The organism is Curtobacterium sp. VKM Ac-2852, from assembly GCF_013205045.1.
Taxonomy (GTDB): Bacteria; Actinomycetota; Actinomycetes; order Actinomycetales; family Microbacteriaceae; genus Curtobacterium; species Curtobacterium flaccumfaciens.
In genome coordinates, this window is the sequence record NZ_JABMLI010000001.1 from 817,562 (window position 1) to 835,955 (window position 18,394).

At 66.9% G+C, this 18,394-nt stretch carries 21 protein-coding genes; 17 read left to right on the forward strand and 4 right to left on the reverse strand.

All coding sequences use genetic code 11. From position 1 onward, the window contains the following. The first annotated feature begins 61 nt into the window (after positions 1–61). From HQQ79_RS04015 to HQQ79_RS04050, 8 genes are all read left to right on the forward strand, one after another. On the forward strand, positions 62–1,501 hold the full coding sequence (locus HQQ79_RS04015) for a CCA tRNA nucleotidyltransferase (protein WP_173032566.1): 1,440 nt from the start codon (positions 62–64) through the stop codon (positions 1,499–1,501). Positions 1,502–1,692: 191 nt separating this feature from the next. Further along, complete coding sequence (gene rpsF, locus HQQ79_RS04020; protein ID WP_027466903.1) at positions 1,693–2,076, forward strand: 30S ribosomal protein S6; 384 nt, start codon at positions 1,693–1,695, stop codon at positions 2,074–2,076. 3 nt (positions 2,077–2,079) lie between these two features. Beyond that, positions 2,080–2,649, forward strand: a complete 570-nt coding sequence (locus HQQ79_RS04025) for a single-stranded DNA-binding protein (protein WP_027466902.1) — start codon at positions 2,080–2,082, stop codon at positions 2,647–2,649. A gap of 50 nt (positions 2,650–2,699) precedes the next feature. Next, complete coding sequence (gene rpsR, locus HQQ79_RS04030) at positions 2,700–2,957, forward strand: 30S ribosomal protein S18 (RefSeq protein ID WP_017887834.1); 258 nt, start codon at positions 2,700–2,702, stop codon at positions 2,955–2,957. 14 nt (positions 2,958–2,971) lie between these two features. Next, positions 2,972–3,424, forward strand: a complete 453-nt coding sequence (rplI, locus tag HQQ79_RS04035) for a 50S ribosomal protein L9 (RefSeq protein ID WP_027466901.1) — start codon at positions 2,972–2,974, stop codon at positions 3,422–3,424. 619 nt (positions 3,425–4,043) lie between these two features. Next, complete coding sequence (dnaB, locus tag HQQ79_RS04040) at positions 4,044–5,357, forward strand: replicative DNA helicase (RefSeq protein ID WP_017887836.1); 1,314 nt, start codon at positions 4,044–4,046, stop codon at positions 5,355–5,357. A gap of 197 nt (positions 5,358–5,554) precedes the next feature. Further along, positions 5,555–6,604: a hypothetical protein gene (locus HQQ79_RS04045; protein WP_173032567.1), complete on the forward strand. Its 1,050-nt coding sequence runs from the start codon at positions 5,555–5,557 to the stop codon at positions 6,602–6,604. Positions 6,605–6,698: 94 nt separating this feature from the next. Beyond that, positions 6,699–9,104, forward strand: coding sequence for an AAA family ATPase (locus tag HQQ79_RS04050; RefSeq protein WP_216852166.1), 2,406 nt, complete (start codon positions 6,699–6,701; stop codon positions 9,102–9,104). A gap of 444 nt (positions 9,105–9,548) precedes the next feature. Here the strand turns inward: HQQ79_RS04050 and HQQ79_RS04055 are convergent, their stop codons facing one another. Both HQQ79_RS04055 and HQQ79_RS04060 read right to left on the reverse strand, forming a co-directional pair. After that, on the reverse strand, positions 9,549–9,716 hold the full coding sequence (locus HQQ79_RS04055) for a hypothetical protein (RefSeq protein ID WP_173032568.1): 168 nt from the start codon (positions 9,714–9,716) through the stop codon (positions 9,549–9,551). A 51-nt stretch (positions 9,717–9,767) separates the two neighbouring features. Further along, positions 9,768–10,607: a hypothetical protein gene (locus tag HQQ79_RS04060; RefSeq protein WP_173032569.1), complete on the reverse strand. Its 840-nt coding sequence runs from the start codon at positions 10,605–10,607 to the stop codon at positions 9,768–9,770. A gap of 375 nt (positions 10,608–10,982) precedes the next feature. Here HQQ79_RS04060 and HQQ79_RS04065 point away from each other — a divergent pair, with 375 nt between their 5' ends. From HQQ79_RS04065 to HQQ79_RS04080, 4 genes are all read left to right on the forward strand, one after another. Next, positions 10,983–11,453 carry a hypothetical protein gene (locus HQQ79_RS04065; RefSeq protein WP_173032570.1) on the forward strand — a complete coding sequence of 157 codons (471 nt, stop codon included), beginning with the start codon at positions 10,983–10,985 and terminating at the stop codon, positions 11,451–11,453. A 54-nt stretch (positions 11,454–11,507) separates the two neighbouring features. After that, positions 11,508–11,927 carry a MauE/DoxX family redox-associated membrane protein gene (locus HQQ79_RS04070; RefSeq protein WP_173032571.1) on the forward strand — a complete coding sequence of 140 codons (420 nt, stop codon included), beginning with the start codon at positions 11,508–11,510 and terminating at the stop codon, positions 11,925–11,927. A 71-nt stretch (positions 11,928–11,998) separates the two neighbouring features. After that, positions 11,999–12,559, forward strand: coding sequence for an MOSC domain-containing protein (locus HQQ79_RS04075; RefSeq protein ID WP_250897974.1), 561 nt, complete (start codon positions 11,999–12,001; stop codon positions 12,557–12,559). A gap of 11 nt (positions 12,560–12,570) precedes the next feature. Then, positions 12,571–13,527, forward strand: coding sequence for an NAD-dependent epimerase/dehydratase family protein (locus HQQ79_RS04080; RefSeq protein ID WP_367948052.1), 957 nt, complete (start codon positions 12,571–12,573; stop codon positions 13,525–13,527). Between the two features lie 23 nt (positions 13,528–13,550). On the opposite strand, the gene HQQ79_RS04085 is transcribed toward HQQ79_RS04080, so the two are convergent. Then, entirely contained in the window at positions 13,551–13,997 is a 447-nt protein-coding gene (locus HQQ79_RS04085) for a MarR family winged helix-turn-helix transcriptional regulator (RefSeq protein WP_071248606.1), read from the reverse strand. Between the two features lie 175 nt (positions 13,998–14,172). Here HQQ79_RS04085 and HQQ79_RS04090 point away from each other — a divergent pair, with 175 nt between their 5' ends. From HQQ79_RS04090 to HQQ79_RS04105, 4 genes are all read left to right on the forward strand, one after another. Beyond that, positions 14,173–14,826, forward strand: a complete 654-nt coding sequence (locus tag HQQ79_RS04090; protein WP_027466885.1) for a hypothetical protein — start codon at positions 14,173–14,175, stop codon at positions 14,824–14,826. Between the two features lie 161 nt (positions 14,827–14,987). Then, positions 14,988–15,872, forward strand: a complete 885-nt coding sequence (locus HQQ79_RS04095) for a S26 family signal peptidase (RefSeq protein ID WP_173032573.1) — start codon at positions 14,988–14,990, stop codon at positions 15,870–15,872. Continuing rightward, positions 15,869–16,723 carry a LamG domain-containing protein gene (locus tag HQQ79_RS04100; RefSeq protein ID WP_173032574.1) on the forward strand — a complete coding sequence of 285 codons (855 nt, stop codon included), beginning with the start codon at positions 15,869–15,871 and terminating at the stop codon, positions 16,721–16,723. The genes HQQ79_RS04095 and HQQ79_RS04100 overlap by 4 nt, the downstream gene beginning before the upstream one ends. Before the next feature lie 230 nt (positions 16,724–16,953). Continuing rightward, positions 16,954–17,523, forward strand: coding sequence for a manganese efflux pump MntP family protein (locus tag HQQ79_RS04105; RefSeq protein WP_111056467.1), 570 nt, complete (start codon positions 16,954–16,956; stop codon positions 17,521–17,523). A gap of 82 nt (positions 17,524–17,605) precedes the next feature. On the opposite strand, the gene HQQ79_RS04110 is transcribed toward HQQ79_RS04105, so the two are convergent. Further along, positions 17,606–17,929 carry a DUF4190 domain-containing protein gene (locus tag HQQ79_RS04110; protein ID WP_173032575.1) on the reverse strand — a complete coding sequence of 108 codons (324 nt, stop codon included), beginning with the start codon at positions 17,927–17,929 and terminating at the stop codon, positions 17,606–17,608. 88 nt (positions 17,930–18,017) lie between these two features. On the opposite strand from HQQ79_RS04110, the gene HQQ79_RS04115 reads away from it, so the two are divergent. Further along, positions 18,018–18,374, forward strand: coding sequence for a hypothetical protein (locus HQQ79_RS04115; RefSeq protein ID WP_173032576.1), 357 nt, complete (start codon positions 18,018–18,020; stop codon positions 18,372–18,374). Positions 18,375–18,394: the final 20 nt, after the last annotated feature.

Consider the following 18,394-nt stretch of genomic DNA (forward strand, 5'->3'; position numbering starts at 1 on the left):
TCCCGTGCGCGCGCGGCTTGTGGAGAACTCGGGGCCTCGATCTGGGAGGATGAGCACCGTCATGCAGTCCGTTGCCCAGGCCGTCGAACGACTCGACGCACTCGCCACCACCGAGCCCGTCGACCTCCTCGCTCGGGCCTTCGCCGACGCCGGACACGAACTCGCCCTCGTCGGCGGCCCCGTCCGTGACGCGTTCCTCGGCCGTCCGGTGACCGATCTGGACTTCACCACCGACGCCCGACCGGACGACATCCTGCGGATCGTCGAGCCCATCGCGAGCGCCACGTGGGACGTCGGTCGCCAGTTCGGCACCATCGCCGCACGGGTCGCCGGCGAACAGGTCGAGATCACCACGTACCGCAGCGACGTCTACGACGGCGAGACCCGCAAGCCCGAGGTCGCGTTCGGCGACACCATCGAGGACGACCTGCTCCGTCGCGACTTCACCGTCAACGCGATGGCCCTGCGACTGCCGGCCCGCGAGCTCGTCGACGTGCACGGCGGCGTCGAGGACCTGCTCGCCGCACGGCTCCGGACGCCCCAGACCGCGGTCGTCTCGTTCCGCGACGACCCCCTGCGGATGATGCGCGCCGCACGGTTCACCTCCCAGCTCGGCTTCACCGTCGACGACGACGTGCGGGCCGCGATGCAGGAGCTCGTCGCGTCGATCGACATCGTGTCCGCCGAGCGGGTCCGCGACGAGCTCGTCAAGCTGCTCAACACGGACGATCCGGTCCCCGGCCTCCGGCTGCTCGTCGACACCGGCCTCGCCGAGCGGTTCCTGCCGGAACTGCCCGAGATGCGGCTCGAGGTCGACGAGCACCACCACCACAAGGACGTCTACGAGCACTCGCTCACCGTGCTCGAGCAGGCCATCGGGTACGAGGCCGAGCGGCACGCCGGGGATCCCCCGGACACCGTGCTCCGGCTCGCGGCGCTGCTGCACGACATCGGCAAGCCCGCGACGCGCAAGCTCGAGCCCGGCGGCGCCGTGAGCTTCCACCACCACGACCTGGTCGGTTCGAAGATGGCGAAGAAGCGACTCCGTGCGCTCCGCTTCGACAACGACACCATCGCCGCGGTCTCCCGCCTGATCGAGCTGCACCTGCGCTTCTTCGGGTACACCGAGGGCGCCTGGACCGACTCCGCCGTCCGCCGCTACGTCCGCGACGCCGGACCCCAGCTCGAACGGCTGCACGAGCTCACCCGTTCGGACGTCACCACCCGCAACCGCCGCAAGGCCGACCGGCTGGCGTTCGCCTACGACGACCTCGAGGACCGCATCAAGACCCTCTCCGAGCAGGAGGAACTGGAGTCGATCCGTCCGGACCTGACCGGTGACGACATCATGCGGATCCTCGACATCCCGCCGGGGCGTGCCGTGGGCGAGGCCTACCGGTTCCTGCTCGAGGCCCGGATGGACGAAGGACCCCTCGGGTCGGAGACGGCCGAGGAGCGCCTGCGCGAGTGGTGGAGCGCCCGAGGCGACGCCAGCGCCTGAGAGACCAGCGCCTGCGACGCGACCGCCTGACGGGCGGGACCGTTCTCCTCAGGCCGGTGGCGCGCCTCCAGGCAGTCCGGTAGGCTACCCAGGTTGCCCCTCGCGCACCTGCGTGGTCTCGGGCACATGCATCAACCCTCCTGCCCCGGGAACCGCCCGGGGCCGCTGAGACCAGAGGAGGTGGGTTCCGCATGCACCAGTACGAACTGATGGCGATCCTCGACCCCGAGATCGATGAGCGCACCGTCGCTCCCAGCCTGGACAAGTTCCTGGCCGTGATCCGCAACGCGGGTGGCACCGTCGACAACGTGGACGTCTGGGGCCGTCGCCGGCTCGCTTACGAGATCGCGAAGAAGTCCGAGGGCATCTACGCCGTCGTCGACTTCACGTCGTCGCCCGAGGCCGCCAAGGAGCTCGACCGTCAGCTCGGTCTCTCCGAGGCCGTGCTCCGCACGAAGGTCCTCCGCGCTGAAGAGGGCATCGCGCAGGTCGCCGCCCAGAAGCAGCGTGACGAGGCTCGCGCGGCCCGCAAGGCCGCCAACGCCTCCGCAACCGCGACCGCGAGCGCCGAGTAACCCGTGGCCGGCGAAACCGTCATCACGGTGGTGGGCAACCTCACCGCGGACCCCGAGCTGCGGTACACGCAGAACGGGCTCGCCGTGGCGAACTTCACCATCGCGTCGACCCCTCGCACGTTCGACCGTCAGGCGAACGAGTGGAAGGACGGCGATGCGCTGTTCCTCCGCGCGAGTGTGTGGCGCGAGTTCGCCGAGCACGTGGCGGGGTCGCTGACGAAGGGCTCGCGCGTCATCGCGCAGGGTCGTCTGCGTCAGCGTTCCTACCAGGACCGTGAGGGCCAGCAGCGCACGAGCATCGAGCTCGAGGTCGACGAGATCGGCCCGTCGCTCCGCTACGCGACCGCACAGATCACCCGTGCAGCGGGTGGCAGTGGCGGCGGTCGTGGCCAGGTCGGCGGCGGCGCCAGCGCCCCCGCGGGCAACGGCGGCGGCAACTGGAACAACAACGGTGGCGGTCAGTCGGACGCGCCCTGGTCTCCCCAGGGTGGCCAGCAGGGTGGCGGCAACGCACAGTCGAACGACGTGTGGAGCACCCCCGGCGGCAACTTCGACGACGAGACTCCGTTCTGATCCTCAGCGTTCCGACGGACACACAACTTTTCTTCTAAGGACAAATCACTATGGCTGGAAAGAGCACCGGCGACCGCCGGAAGCCTCGCGGCAAGGGCGGCAAGAACGCTGCTCCCGCGAAGTCGATCAAGGTCGGCGTCATCGACTACAAGGACGTTGCGACCCTTCGCAAGTTCATCTCGGAGCGTGGAAAGATCCGCGCCCGTCGCATCACCGGCGTCTCCGTCCAGGAGCAGCGCCTCATCGCCCGTGCCGTGAAGAACGCCCGTGAGATGGCGCTCCTCCCCTACGCCGGCTCCGGCCGCTGATCGGAGGTCGACACATGTCGAAGCTCATCCTCACCCACGAGGTCTCCGGCCTCGGTTCCGCTGGTGACGTCGTCGACGTCAAGAACGGCTACGCCCGCAACTACCTCATCCCCCAGGGCTTCGCTGTCGCGTGGTCCAAGGGCGGCGAGAAGCAGGTCGAGTCGATCCGTGCCGCGCGTACCGCGCGCGAGCTCGCCACCATCGAAGAGGCACAGGACCTCAAGATGAAGCTCGAGAACGCGACCATCACCCTGTCGGTCAAGGCCGGCAAGGACGGTCGTCTGTTCGGCTCCGTCCGTCCGGGCGACGTCGCTGACGCCGTCCAGGCGCAGGGCGTCGGCTCGCTCGACAAGCGCAAGGTCGAGGTCCCCGCGACCATCAAGACCGTCGGTGACCACGAGGCCACCGTGCGCCTGCGCGAGGACATCACTGCCGTGATCTCGCTCAAGGTCGTCGCTGCCAAGTAGCACTGACGTTCCGCTCCACGACGGGCGGGTCTCCTCCGGGAGGCCCGCCCGTCGTTGCGTTCCGGGGGCGGTCGCGCGGCTTGTCCTACGGCTGTCGCCGACATGGTCACGGGCCTGGAGGCGCGGCTCGACTCGGGCTGGCTGGTTACGGTTCAGACGGGGTCACGCTGGCTGGGAACAGGCCGAGAACTCTTCCCACAGGAGGGGTGCTTGTCAAGTCGTTTTACACAGTGGAAACGTGTCAAATCGGAACCTTCAAGGGGTACTTGAATCCCACTTTTCCACACACGGTGTGCAACAGAAAACCCCAGGTCAAGTGGTCGAAAGTGTGTTCGCACGCCACTTTTTCCACAGGCTCGTCCACAGTTCTCCACACAGCGTTCCGGCGTGTTCCGCAGCCTCTCCACAGAGTTATCCACAGGGCCGTTTGTTGGGGATAACTCTGGGCCGTAGCTTGGGCGAGCGACTCGGGGATGTCGGTCGCCGGGGGTAGAAACAGGGGTGCGGGTTCCGGCCGGTGGGTGCTGTCCCGCCGGTTCAGGTCCGTGTCGTCAACAGAGGAGAGCGTGTGTCGATCGCACATCTTGAGCCCGCACCGCAGGACTACGCGGACCGCGGCATGGAACGCACCCCGCCGCACGACATGCTCGCGGAGCAGTCGACCATCGGTGGCATGCTCCTGTCGAAGGACGCCGTCGCCGACGTCATCGAGACCGCCCGCGGCGTGGACTTCTACGTCCCCAAGCACGAGGTCATCTTCGACGCCATCCTGTCGCTCTACTCGCACGGTGAACCCACCGACGTCATCGCCGTCACCGACGAGCTGACCAAGACCGGCCTGCTGTCCCGTGCCGGCGGCGCCGAGTACCTGCACAGCGTCACGAGCATGGTGCCGACCGCCGCGAACGCCGGCTACTACGCCGGCATCGTCGCCGAGAAGGCCGTGCTCCGTCGTCTGGTCGACGCCGGTACCCGCATCGTGCAGATGGGCTACGCGTCAGAGGGTGAGGTCACCGACCTCGTCAACAGCGCGCAGGCCGAGGTCTACAACGTCGCCGGTGGTGTGCAGACCGAGGACTACGTCCCGCTGACCGACGCCATCTCCGCCGCGCTCGACGAGATCGAGGCCGCCAAGGGCCGCGACGGCCAGATGACGGGCGTGCCGACCGGGTTCGCGCAGCTCGACGGCCTGACGAACGGCTTCCACCCCGGACAGCTCATCATCGTCGCCGCGCGCCCCGCCCTGGGCAAGTCGACGCTGGCGCTCGACCTGTGCCGAGCCGCCGCGATCAAGCACGACCAGACCGCCGCCTTCTTCTCGCTCGAGATGGGTCGTGCCGAGATCGCGATGCGTCTGCTCTCAGCCGAGACCAGCGTGCCGCTGCAGAACATGCGCAAGGGCACCGTGGACTCCCGCGACTGGACCACCATCGCGCAGACCCGCGGCCGCATCAACGACGCCCCGTTCTTCATCGACGACTCCCCCAACATGACGCTCGTCGAGATCCGCGCCAAGTGCCGTCGACTCAAGCAGCAGCACAACCTGAAGCTCGTGGTCATCGACTACCTGCAGCTGATGACCTCGGGCAAGAAGGTCGAGAGCCGCCAGCAAGAGGTCTCCGAGTTCTCGCGTGCCCTGAAACTGATGGCCAAGGAGCTCCAGGTGCCGGTCATCGCCCTGTCGCAGCTGAACCGTGGTCCGGAGCAGCGTGCCGACAAGAAGCCGGCGATCTCCGACCTCCGTGAGTCCGGCTCCATCGAGCAGGACGCCGACATGGTCATCCTGTTGCACCGTGAGTCGGCGTACGAGAAGGACAACCCGCGTCAGGGTGAGGCGGACCTGATCGTGGCGAAGCACCGTAACGGACCGACGGACACCATCACCGTGGCGTTCCACGGGATGTTCTCGCGGTTCGTCGACATGCCGCAGTAGGCGCAGGTTCCTCTCGGCGGACCAACTAGATGGTCCCTCCCGGTGCAACGGACCATGCTTCCGGCGGGCGACGGCCTGACGATCGGATTCGCGCTATCAGCGTTCAACCCTCCGAACCCGCACCGGTGCGTACTGTTCAGGCTTGCCTCTGGGCGTCGTGCAAGCGGTTGAGAGAAGACCAACCAGGAGGAATGCTGATGAACCACGATGAGCCTGAAACAACAAGGCCAGCCCGCTCGTGGGTTCTCCATGTTTGCTCGTTGCTCATCGGCGCAGCGATTGGGGGAGCGGTTGCTCTCAAGTGGGAGGCGTTCTTTGATGCCCACAACGTCGGGCAGTTCGCGGTCGTCTTCTTCACAAGTGCTGGCTTTGGAGGCCTAGCAACGGTAGTCGCCGCCTTCGTCGCAGTGTTCGGGCTGGGCCGTCAACTTCGTCAGACCGCGTCGATTGCAGAGAAGGAGCGACGACGCCTCGATCGAACCGCACGGGATGCAGAGTGGTGGCGTGCATTCGAGTGGGCGACGTCGAAGGTCTTTCCTTCAACCACATCATCGGCTGCGGCTTTCGGAGACGATCTGGCGTACAGCGTGGCAACCGGACTGCGTGAGCGCGCGCGAACGGACGACCAGAAGCACGTCTGTGACGCGCTCGTCGAGCAGATCTCATCCCGTCGGCGAGTGCCCCCTGTTGATCAGGATCCGGAGGCCGCGCCAGTCGATGGGGAGGGTAGCTCGTCGTCCGCAGCACCCGAAGCGTTCGCTCTGCAGTCCTACCTTCGGTCCGCGGCCAGCGGTACCGACGTTCCCCGTGACTTCCGGATGGCCGAACTCCGGCTGCTTGAACTATACGCTCAGGAGGCTGTCGACGAGTTGACGCGAAGGGACGTAGTGGTCCAAGCCGTCGACAGTACATCGCACGGCGCTCACCTAGGGCGTCCGGACATCACACTACTTATCGACGGGCGCGAGGCCATTGTGGAACTGAAGCGCTACAGGGATCCCGCGCCGGGGATGATTCGCCGTGCAGCAGCCGGCGTAGAGCAACTGGCAGCCGGTCGGCCCGCTTTGCTGATTGTGTCAACCGGCTCACCACTGTCGCCTAAAGCTATTGCCATCATTCAGCGAGAGTACCCCGGGGTTCAGGTACGTTTCGTCTCAGATCATGTGCTCGAAACGAGTTCTCGCGAAGAACTAAGTCACGTCATCGGAGAATGGGCTAGCATTGTCCGGAACGAGTCCTATCAGTAGAAACACTGCTTGCGCTCCAAGGTGATTCAACGCCACAGGCTGACAGAGACGTCCCGCCACTTCGACGAAAGGTTTCACATTGCGACTCTCCTCGGTGTACGCACGGTTCTTCCGCTCGCTGAACTACGACTATGTGCGGTTGTCCAACCCCGACTATCGTCCCGACCCTTGGGATGGAACTCCGACCGGGGCACACTATCCCTTCGTGCGGCTTCGCCTAGAGGGGGACATCACTACTGTTGTGGGCGGCAACGAATCTGGCAAAAGCCAGGTCCTCGCAGCGGTACGCGCGGCGTTGACCGGGAACGGGTACGAACGTAGTGACTTCTGCCGCTACTCGCCGTTCTTCTCAGTAGACAGGACGCTGACTCTGCCTGAGTTTGGTGCGGAGTTCCGAGATCTGACTGCCGCTGACACGGACGCATTGCAGCGGGCCACCGGCAAGGGTGAGCTTGCGGGGGCTGAGCGCGTCGCGCTCTTCCGAATGAACACCAGCCCTCAGCTTCGCCTCTACGTCCACGCCAATGGCGAATGGCAGGAGCCCGTACACGTGAAGAAGCCAAGCAGCCTGCCCGATGCTGGTGTTCCGGTCCCGTTTCTGATCGACGCGGATGTGCCGCTACCGGACAGCGTGCCACTGGACTACCTAGCTACAGGAGAAGCAGTGGCCTCAGTGGGACGCTCCGCACTACGAGGTATTTGGGATGTTCTAAGCAATAACGCTAACTGGTTTGCGTCGAAGGACTCCGTCATCTCGCAGGCCGACAAGATCCACGAAACTTTCGGCCGACCGGCGCTGACCGACCCGGCACGCTTGCGGCAGTACGAACTCGCAGCCGACCTCCTGCTGAAGGTCGCGGGCTTGGACCGTGAGCAGTTCGCGGAACTTCAGCGTGCGGTGCGGACCAAGAACGGGTACGCCAACAGCATCGTCGACACAATCAACAAGGAACTCTCGAAAGCCCTCAATTTCCCCCACTGGTGGTCGCAGGACAGCCAGTTTGAGTTATTCGTCGCGCTCTTCGAGTACGACCTCGTCTTCATGATCCGCGACCGCACGGGCCGCTCCTACGGGTTCGATGAGCGCAGTGATGGACTGAAGTACTTCCTCAGTTATTTCGTTCAATACCTCGCGCACGACTCCCCCAACAGCGGACGGCCCGAGATACTCCTCATGGACGAGCCAGACCGATTCCTCTCTAGCTCCGGTCAGCAGGACCTGCTGCGAGTCTTCGCGGACTTCGCGGATCCTGAGGACCCGGAACGCACCGCGGTGCAGGTGCTCTACGTCACCCACTCGCCGTTCCTCATAGACAAGAATCACGCCGAGCGGATCAGAGTCCTAGAGAAAGGCGAGCACGATGAGGGGACACGGATTGTCGCGAGCGTTGCGCAGAACCACTACGAGCCGCTTCGATCCGCGTTCGGGAGCTTCGTTGGGGAAACCGCATTTATCGGGACCTGCAACTTAATGCTCGAAGGCCCCTCCGATCAGATTCTTCTCGCTGGCATTTCAAGCTGGCTCGGCCGCCATCACGTGCCGACCCTCGAGCGGCTGGACTTGAACCGAATCACGCTGGTGCCGGCTGGCGGAGTCGGTCAGGTGCCGTACTTGATTTACTTAGCGCGAGGTCGCGATAGCGAGCAGCCGGCCGTCATCGCTCTCCTAGACGGCGACCAAGCCGGCAAGGACGCGAGGTCGGCAATCCGCCGCGGAGGAGCACGACGTAAGCCCCTCATCGAGGATGGACTGGTTCTGCTGCTTTCGGATCCGGAGCTGGATCGCATCAGTACGGATAACCCCCACGGCCGGGTCGCAATCGAAGACCTCATCCCGCTACCCATCGCCGCGGCGGCCACGAAGAGTTACTGCATCGAATTTATGCCGGACGTTCCCGTGGCTTCGATCGAACTCGACGTAGCTGCAGTCTTTGGGCAGTCGAATTCGAACGCCGCCGATGCGCCTGGTTCCAAGGGGACCATCGATGCACTCGAACGAGCAATTCGTGTCGCGACCGGTAATGAGCGATTTGAGGTCAATAAGATTGGATTCGCCAGGAGCGTCCTAGCGGAACTATCCGGAGGAGAGCACAACGCGGAGGACGTGACGATCCTGCAGGACAACTTCCGACTGGTATTCCGCTCCTTGGGCACGCGACAACGTGCCGCTGTCCGAGCTGAAACCGTCGACCGAATCTCGAGTCGGATCAATCGGACGCGGGACCGTTTTCTGCGTGACCACCCCTCGACGGCCAGCCGGGAACACGTTCAGCTACTGATCGAGGAGATCGAAGGTCAGCTCGACGCTTCGGATGAAGCCGAGGACGTGCGCTTCGCTCTGCGAGGCTGGCGCGGCCGCTTCCGTCTCGACGAGGACCCGCGTGAAGCGATCGACGACTTTGATGGTCTCAGCGACGCCCTGCGGTCCGTCGCGTATGTCGGCAGACGGTCGGCGTCAAAGGAACCGACGCTTGCCCCGGGATCTCAACCGGCACGCTGAGGCGGCTCCGCGCTCTGGGCGGCTTCCACCGGTGCACGCTCCCAACGACGGCCCTTGAGTGGGGGAATCGGTCGTGTCCCGGACTGAAATTCCTCAGGTGTGGCTGCCGGAGGTTCTAACGGACGGGTGCCGCAGACGTAACGGTGGCGGAGAGATCATTGAGCGTTGAGTAACGAACCATCGGGAATACCTGTCGACAGTCGTCCCACCGTTAAACTCTTCGATCGTTGCGATCGATCAGTAGCGACAGATCGCGGCGTTCACGTTGCCCGAGCTCGGTCGCCCATCTCGAATGTCGTCGGGCCGCGAGATAGCTAATCCCCACGGACGCTCTTCACCGACGGGAACAAAGCCCGGCCACTCACGGTGGTCGGGCTTCGGCACGGAAGGGTGCTGGGGATGAACTTTCACCTTCATGTCGTCGTAGCCGGCTCGCTCTGTCAGTCAGTCGTCGGGTCCGTTGCGGTCGCGCCGCACCAAAGAACTCAGCCCTACGGCAGCAAGGAGCGGACCGAGGAGCGCGATCGGAAGCGGCGTTGACAACGCAATCAGCGTGAGGGCGATGACGCTCGCGCCCACGACCAATGCCAGGATCGCGAAAGCTGGTTGCACGTGCCGCTCCTTTGTTCGAATGTAGACGGCGGCTGAGCCGTTCCGGCGGGATCAGTAGATGAAGTCGAACGGCTGCGTCGACTTCTGCAGCTCCAGGGTGGAACCGGAGGTGCTCACGGAGAAGTTCCCCCACGACGCCGAGACATTGCCGACCGCGCCGTTCTCGACAGCATGGTACGAGAAGGCCGCGCGTCCTTCGTAGTGGTTCTTCGGGCAGCTATCCGCGTCCAGCCACGCCAAGGCGGCCCCAGAGTCGGCCTGGTTGCCAAAGCCCTTCTCCTTGTCCTCAACGTTCCAGATGGGCGCGTTCGCACCGAGATTCGCGTCGCGCAACGAGCCGAGCTTGGTCGACTTGCCGCTGGTGTCGTACGTCGCCATGTCGAGGTTCTGGAGCTTTGCGCACTTGTTGATGTCGAACTCCAGGGTCGCGACGTCGTCCGGATCGGTCTGCCCAGCGAAGTAGTTTGCGAACTTCCAGTGGCCTCCGAACTCCCACCCGTACAGAGTGTTGACTTTCACGACCCAGACCTTGAAGACGTCTGTCGGGAGCGACGAGAGTGTCGTCGCCTCCTGTCCGCGACGAACCGAAGCCGCGTCTGCAGCATCCTTCTGGCGCTGGGCTGTGGTGCCGTCAACGAACGTCGATTGCCCTTCGAACCGCACCTGGATGTGCGTGCCGAACAGGCGCATCGCTTCGGCGTCTTGGGCAGCGAGGTCGTCTGGGTGTTGCTCTTGGAACTGCGTGAATTCACGAACCGGCGCCGGCGCGGATGCTGATGTTGCCGACGGGGGTGTGGGAGATGATGCCTGTGCTGCGTCCGTGGAAGTGAGCCCCGCAAACAGCAGAGCAGCAATGGCGGCCGATGCGAGTGCGGCCGATTTCTTCTGCATGATGTTCCCCTCTAGACCGATGGCTCCCCGTGAGACCAGCGCTTCGAAGCCAACCAAGGGACGGGGGCAGGGACAAGAATCCTTCGAGCGCTCGAAGCTCACGATCCGGTAACACACCACTCCGGCTGGTGCTCACCCGCGGTCCGCACGAGCCCGCGCGACCGCCAGGCCCTACTCTGCCGACGCGGTGAGCACCGGGTCGGCGGTACTCGCGGGGTCTGCTGGAGCGACTCGAGCACATGAAGAGCAGTACCGGCGTTCTCGGTCCACAGAAATCCGATCGGCTCGGCGAGGGGATCGCCAGTGAGGCCGGCGTGCTATCGCCCACTCGACACATCGACGTGTTAGGTTGTGCACAACCTAATGGAGCACAACGTGAAATTGACCAGCTGGATCGACCTCGTCACCGGTGGCCTGCTCGCCGGGCACGGCATCAGCACGTTTCGCCGCACGCGGCTGCGCTCACGAGCCCAGCAGATGCAGCGCCGGGGCTTCGAGCCGGGCGTTCCACACGCACTCGGCATCCCGGCTCTGGAACTCCTGTCCGGGCTCGGACTCGCCGCTGCAGTGTTGCGCCGTGCCCCCGGGAGTCACCGGGTCGGCACCGGCTCCACCATCGCGGCGACCGCCCTCGGCGGGACCCGGCTCGTGATCGACCTCGAAGACCGGCAGGCGACGACCACGACCGGTGCTGCCGGGGCACTCGCACTCGTCGGCGCACTGCGACTGGCCGCCTCGACACGCGGCCGTCCGGTCGCCCGGATCCTCACGCTCGGCGCCGCCGCTGCCGCGATCACGTTCGAGGCCGCACGCCGACGCCGAGTCCTCCGCAGCCGCAGCCGCTGACCTCGGCTCCCCACTCCACCGAATCCCACCACGATCGTGAAAGGCACCACCCCGATGGCAAACCGCACCCCCGCAGTCCGCTCCACCCGCCCCCGGACCATCGTCCGCATCCTGTTCGGCGCGATGCTCACCTGGGCCGGCATCAGCCACCTGACGGTGGCACGTGAGGAGTTCCAGGCGCAGGTGCCGAAGTTCGTGCCGCTGCCGACCGACGTCACGGTGATCGCCTCCGGCGTGGTGGAGATCTCCCTCGGAGCTGCGCTGATGCTCCTGGCTCGGCGTCAGGTGACGGTCGGGTGGGTCGTCGCGGTGTTCTTCCTGGCGGTCTTCCCCGGCAACATCGCGCAGTGGATGCACCACCGCGACGGGTTCGGCCTGGACACCGACACCAAGCGCTTCGTCCGCCTGCTGTTCCAGCCCGTGCTCATCGCCGTCTCCCTGTGGGCCACGAACGCGCTGCGCAAGCGCCGCTGAACCGGCCTGCGCGAGCGCCGCTGACCGACGCTGCACTCGCGCGGCCGTGACCGTGGGGCAGAATCGGCCCCATGAGCGGGGACGACATGGACCAGCCGCGCGTGGTCGCGGTGAGCAAGGACGGCGAGCACCGGTTCAGCAAGCCGTTGGTCGACGCGGTGACGCTCGTCGCGGGGTGGGGCATCGAGGGTGATGCCCACGCCGGCACGACCGTGCAGCACCGCTCCCGGGTCGCCCGTGACCCCTCGCAGCCGAACCTGCGCCAGGTCCACCTGCTGCACGCCGAGCTGTTCGACGAGGTCGCTGAGGCCGGGTTCAGCGTCGAACCGGGCCAGATGGGCGAGAACGTGACGACCAGTGGCGTCGACCTGCTCGGACTGCCCGAGGGGGCGGTGCTGCACCTCGGTGACGACGCTTCTGTCCGGGTCACCGGCCTGCGGAACCCGTGCCAGCAGATCAACGGCTTCGAGCCCGGACTCCTGCGAGCCGTGCTGGGGCGCGCCGAGGACGGCACGGTCGAGCGCAAGGGCGGCGTGATGAGCGTCGTGCTCACCGGTGGCACGGTCCGGCCGGGCGATCGCATCCGGGTCGAGCTCCCGGACGGCGAACGACGACCCCTCCAGCCCGTCTGATGACCCAGCGCGTGCGACGCGTCCTGGTGCTCGGCGGCACCGGTTGGCTCGGACGGACGATCGTCGACGAGCTGTTGGCCGAGGGCGCCGACGTCACCTGCCTCGCCCGGGGCGCCACCGGCAGCGTCCCCGAGGGAGCGCGCTTCGTCCAGGCGGATCGAGCCCTGGCCGGCGCGTACGAACAGGCCACCGGTGACTGGGACGAGGTCATCGAGCTCGCCAGCGCCCCCGAACTCGTGGCCTTGGCACTCGACGCCCTCGCCGACCGGGCCGCGCACTGGACCCTGGTGTCGACGGTCTCGGTGTACGCGGACAACGACCAACCGGGCGCCGACGAGTCCGCTCGACTGGTGGAGCCGAGGGACCCGTCCGTCTACGCCGACGCGAAGGTCCTCGCCGAACGCACCACCCGGCTCCGCCTCGGGTCGCGGCTGCTCATCGCGCGACCGGGGTTGATCGTCGGGCCCGGCGACCCCAGTGACCGGTTCGGGTACTGGCCGGCACGCTTCGACCGCGGTGGGCCGGTGCTGGTGCCGACGACGGCGGAGCGTTTCGTCCAGGTCATCGACGTCGCGGACCTCGCCGCCTGGCTCGTCCGTGCCGGGCGCGACGGGTTCGTCGGCACGGTCAACGCCGTGGGCGCTCCGACGCCGATGCAGGACTTCTTCCGGTGCGTGGCCGAGGTCACCGGCTTCGACGACGAGCTGGTCACGGTCGACGACGACGTCCTGCTTGCACACGACGTTGCCTACTGGGCCGGATCGCGATCACTCCCCCTGTGGATCCCGGTGTCGGAGGCCGGGTTCGCGCAGCGCTCCGCGGTGGCGTTCACGGACGCCGGCGGGGTGACCCGACCCCTCCGGGACACCGTCGTGCGGGTACTCGAGGACGAGCGTGCCCGCGGGACGGATCGGGAACGCCGTGCCGGCCTCACCTCGACCGAGGAACGGGCGATCCACACCAGGTAGACGCGCGGTCCGCACGAGCGAGATCAGGACGCAGCGGCAGCCTGCTCGTACAGACTCGTCGCCAGGTCGTTGAGCACCTCGTGCAGCTCGCCCTTGTGCGCCCCGTCGACGGCCCGGAGCATCGCTGCGTACCGTTCCTGGTAGTCCGACACGACGACATGGCCCGGGGGAAGCAGCCGCAGCAGTGAGCCGCGGCGATCGGCCGGGTTCGGTGCGCGCTCGAGCAGGCCGGCGGTGCTCATCCGGTCGATCATGTTCGTCACCGCGCCCGAGGTCAGCCCCAGGTACCCGGCGACCTCGGTCGGCGTGGAGTACCCGGTGTCACTGATGAGCACCAGGGCGCGGAGGGCGTTCTCGTGCACGCCCGCCCGGGCGCTGAGCTGACTCACCAGGCTGGCGTTCGCACGCACGACGGCGGTGAACGCGGCCATGAGATCGGCGGCGTCGTCGTCGTTCGGTGCTGCTGCCACGAGGGCCTTCTTCCGTGTCGGGGACCGGGGGACAAGGTGCGTCCCCCGCACTGGGGTGAGTATACGAGTGGTCAACTTGGTGAATCACTGACTATCTTAACCATTGAAGCAAAACAGCCCGAAGGTCTTGCTTCCCCCGACTTCCTGAAACCACCACCGAACGAAGAGGTACCCCGTGTCCACCAAGCTCCGCACCTCCGCACTGAAGCGGATCCGCTTCGCCCCCGTGGCGCTCCTCGCGGGTATCTTCGCCGCCGTCCTGCTCTCCCTCTCGCTCACCGGCACCCTCTCCGGGTTCGCCGCGAGCATCACCAACAGCAGCAACACCGCCGGCAGCGGCACGTTGATCATGCAGGAGCAGAACGCCGGCGCGACCGTCACCTGCCTCAGCACCGACGGCGGCTCGGTCTCGACGAACTCGGCGACCTGCTCGACGATCAACAAGTTCGGCGGCAGCACGACGATGACCCCGGGCAACACGGTCAACACCGCGATCTCGATCAAGAACACCGGCACCGCGAACGCCAGCACCTTCACGCTGAACCCGGGCGCCACGTGCACCCAGTCGGCGAACGGTTCGGCCAACGGCACCGCGACCGACCTCTGCGCCAAGATGAACCTCGTCGTCACCTCCGGCTCGACCACCGTCTTCAGCGGCACCCTCGCCAGCTTCAAGGGTGCGGCGGCGTCGGCCTTCACGATGCCGCAGGCTCCGGCCGCCGGCGCGAGCGTCCCGTTCAACTTCGCGGTGACCCTGGACTCCTCGGCCGGCAACACCTACCAGGGCCTCGCCGCCTCGGTCCCGATGACCTGGACCTTCACGGCCTGATCTGACCCCCCATCACCCCTCCCCCAGACCGGCGACGCTCGGCCGACCCCCCTCCGGCCGAGCGTCGCCACCCCGGCAAGACCAGCAAGACCAGCACGACCAGCACGACCCGCACGACCAGCCCCACCCCCGCCCCACCCCGACCTCCCGGAGCAGAGCCCATGAGCCAGACCGCAGCGATCCCGCTCAGCGGCATGCTCGACCGCCCGGTCCTCCGCGGCCGTCAGGTCACCCGCTCCGAGACGGTCCTCGCCTGGTCGGTCGCCGCGATCGCCGCACTCCTGCTCACCGCCGCCGTCCTGTTCCTCTCCGCCGGCGGCCGCTGGTTCGTCGTCGAGACCCCATCGATGGGCGAAGCCGCCCCGGTCGGCACCCTCGTGCTCGACCTGCCGGTGGACGTCGCCACGCTCAGCGTCGGCGACATCGTCTCGTTCGAGACCTCCGCCAACCCGGACGTCGTCTACACGCACCGCATCGTCTCGATCGACGCGGACGGCGGCATCCACACCCGCGGTGACGTCAACGGCGCCACCGACCCGTGGACGCTCACCCAGACCGACGTGATCGGCACCCCCGCGCTCCTGGTCCCGCGCATCGGCTGGCTGCTCCGTGCCGCCCCGATCCTGCTCATCGGCACGCTGATCATCCTGACCCTGACCAGCGCGTTCACCGACCGGGTGACCCGCACATGCCTGCGGATCGCGGGCAGCGCCCTGACCGTTTCGTACGCGGCGTTCGTGTTCAAGCCGTTCGTCAACGTGACGACGATCACGAACACCTCGAGCCCGACGGGTGTCGAGGCCACCGTGATCTCGTCGGGGATCTTCCCGGTCCGTGTCGACGCCCACGGCGGCAACAGCGTCCACCTGGTCGACGGCGAGATGGGCCGGGTCGTCATCCACGAGCTGACGAAGAACGGGCACTACCAGCTCATGTCGAACATCGACCTCGACCCCCTGGGTTGGGTCGCGCTGATCGCCGTGTGCCTCGTGCCGCTCGTGGCGTGCCTGGCGGTCGGCCGCGTCGAGGCGGTGCGTCCCTCGTGATCCTCCGTCGCCTGCGCGACGGTCGCGTCGTCGCCGTCCTCCTCGTGGTCGCCCTGGCCGTCGTCGTCCTGCTGAACCAGTTCGCCCCGACCCGCTCGGCGTACACCGCCCGCGTGACCAACAGTGCGAACACGGCCGCGACCGCCCCGTACTTCACCTGCACGGGCGCCGTCGGTGCGGACACCGCGAACGCGTTGTTCGCCTACCGCCTGACCGAGGCTTCTGGCTCGAAGACGGCCACCGACTGGTCGGGTCGTGCTGCGAACGGCACCTACCAGGGCACCATGACCGCGACCACGCCGAGCCCGAACGCCTGCCCGCGTGACAGCGGGAGCGCCTACGCCCTCAACGGCTCCACGAGCTACGTCTCCACTCCGCGCTCCTACGCCAACCCGACGACCTTCAGCGAGGAGGTCTGGTTCCGCACCACGGTCGCCGGCGGCATGCTCATCGGCTTCGGCAGCAGCCAGACCGGAGCGTCGAGCCAGCACGACCGGAAGCTCTACCTGACCACCAGCGGCCAGCTCGCGTTCGGCACGTTCAGCGGCACCACGCAGGTCCTCACTTCGCCGAAGGCCTACACCGACGGCGCCTGGCACCACACGGTGGCGACGATGTCGCCCACCAACGGCATGCGCCTGTACGTGGACGGCACGCTCGTCGCGTCGAACACGGCCTTCAAGAGCCCCGAGAACTTCACCGGGTACTTCCGCGTCGGCTACGACGTCGTCAGCGGGTGGCCGGGTTCCACGAACAACCCGTACTTCACCGGGTCGATGCGGTACGCCGCCGTCTACGGCACCGAACTGACGGCCAGTCAGGTCGCCGCGCACGCGGCCGCCGGTTCCTGACGCACTGACTGCCGGCCTGGAGGCGCGTGGCCGTGCCCGCCACGGGCCTCCAGTCCGTCCCCTGGTCACGTCGACGACGTGGGCCGGGTTGGCGGACCGGGCCCACCAACCCGCGGATTCGGGGCGACGAATCCCGCTGATCAGGCCTTTTCGTGCCCTGGACCGTGCCAGGATCGTCAGGTCCTGAGACGTCGGAGTCTCCATCCGACCGTCTCGAAAGGCGCCACCCCATGTCCTTCTGGGCCCTGTTCCTCATCGCGCTCGGCGTCTCCGCGGACGCCTTCGCCGTCGCCCTCGGCAAGGGCCTGCACATGAAGCGCTTCGACGTGCGGCACGCGATCGTGATCGCGCTCACGTTCGGGGTGTTCCAGGCGGTGATGCCGTTGCTCGGCTGGCTGCTCGGGTCGGCGTTCGCGCAGTACATCGCGGCCTTCGACCACTGGGTCGCGTTCGGGCTGCTCGCGCTGATCGGCGGGAAGATGCTGTGGGAGGCGTTCTCGAAGCACGAGGACACCGAGCAGGACACCGATCGGCTGCCGATCCGGGAGCTCCTCGTGCTGGCGGTCGCGACCAGCATCGACGCCCTGGCGGTCGGCGTCACCCTGGCGTTCCTGCCCGTCTCGATCGGCGGCGCGGTGCTGCTCATCGGGATCACGACCGCGGTGCTGTCGTTCGTCGGGGTCCTGGTCGGTCGCCGTGTCGGTGCCCGCTTCGGCAAGCCGGCGGAGATCGCGGGTGGTGTCGTCCTGATCCTGATCGGTCTGAACATCGTGCTGGAGCACACCGGCGTCATCGGCTGAGGCCGCGGGTCAGAACCGACCCCGGACGAACCGGAGGCCCGTGGCGAGCTGCCACGGGCCTCCGGTCTGGTGCTGGTGGGCGTCAGTACCCGCTCGTGGAGCCGGTCGCGACGACAGCGATCAGGAAGATGATCCAGATGATGCCGAAGACGAGCGACAGGGCGCTGATGATGACGCCGGCGAGGGCCAGGCCGCGGCCGCGCTCCCCGGTCTTCTTGATCTGCGAGAGCGCGATGATGGACACCACGAGGCCGGCGATGTTCACCACGAAGGCCAGGACGAACCCGACGATCGCCATGACGTTGAAGCGGTCGGACGACGGCTGCATCGGAGCACCGTAGGGCTGCCCGCCGGCGGCGTAGGGGTTCGGGTTCTGCTGGTTGTACTGGGGCGTGCCGTCACTCATGGCGCCGCGTCCTCTCTGATCAGGGGGATGTCTACACAGGAAACGTACAGGACCAACGGGCCGCGATGTGCGGTGGGATCATCGGGGCATGGGATGGCTGCGCCGACACCTGCTGCACGGCGGCCGGTACGACGAGCGGGACCGACGTGACCAGCTCCGGCGGTACGTGGTCCGCGGTGACCGGCTGGTCGCCTTCCTCACCGAGCACGACGACCCCCACGTCGTCCGGGTGCAGGAGCGTGTGGACCATGCGCGTGGGCTGCTCGAGCGCGGATGGGACCGTGGCGACCTGCTGACGGTCGCCGCGCCGGTGCGGGCACCGTGGCCGAACGGCAAGGGGCGTGATGCGGGGGAACCTGCTCCGGAGTACGCCGACCGGGCGGACGGGTTGATCGAGGACCTGAACGCCGTGGCGCTCGAGCTGCGGGCCGTCGCCGAGGTCTGATGCGGCACTGACCGGCAGTG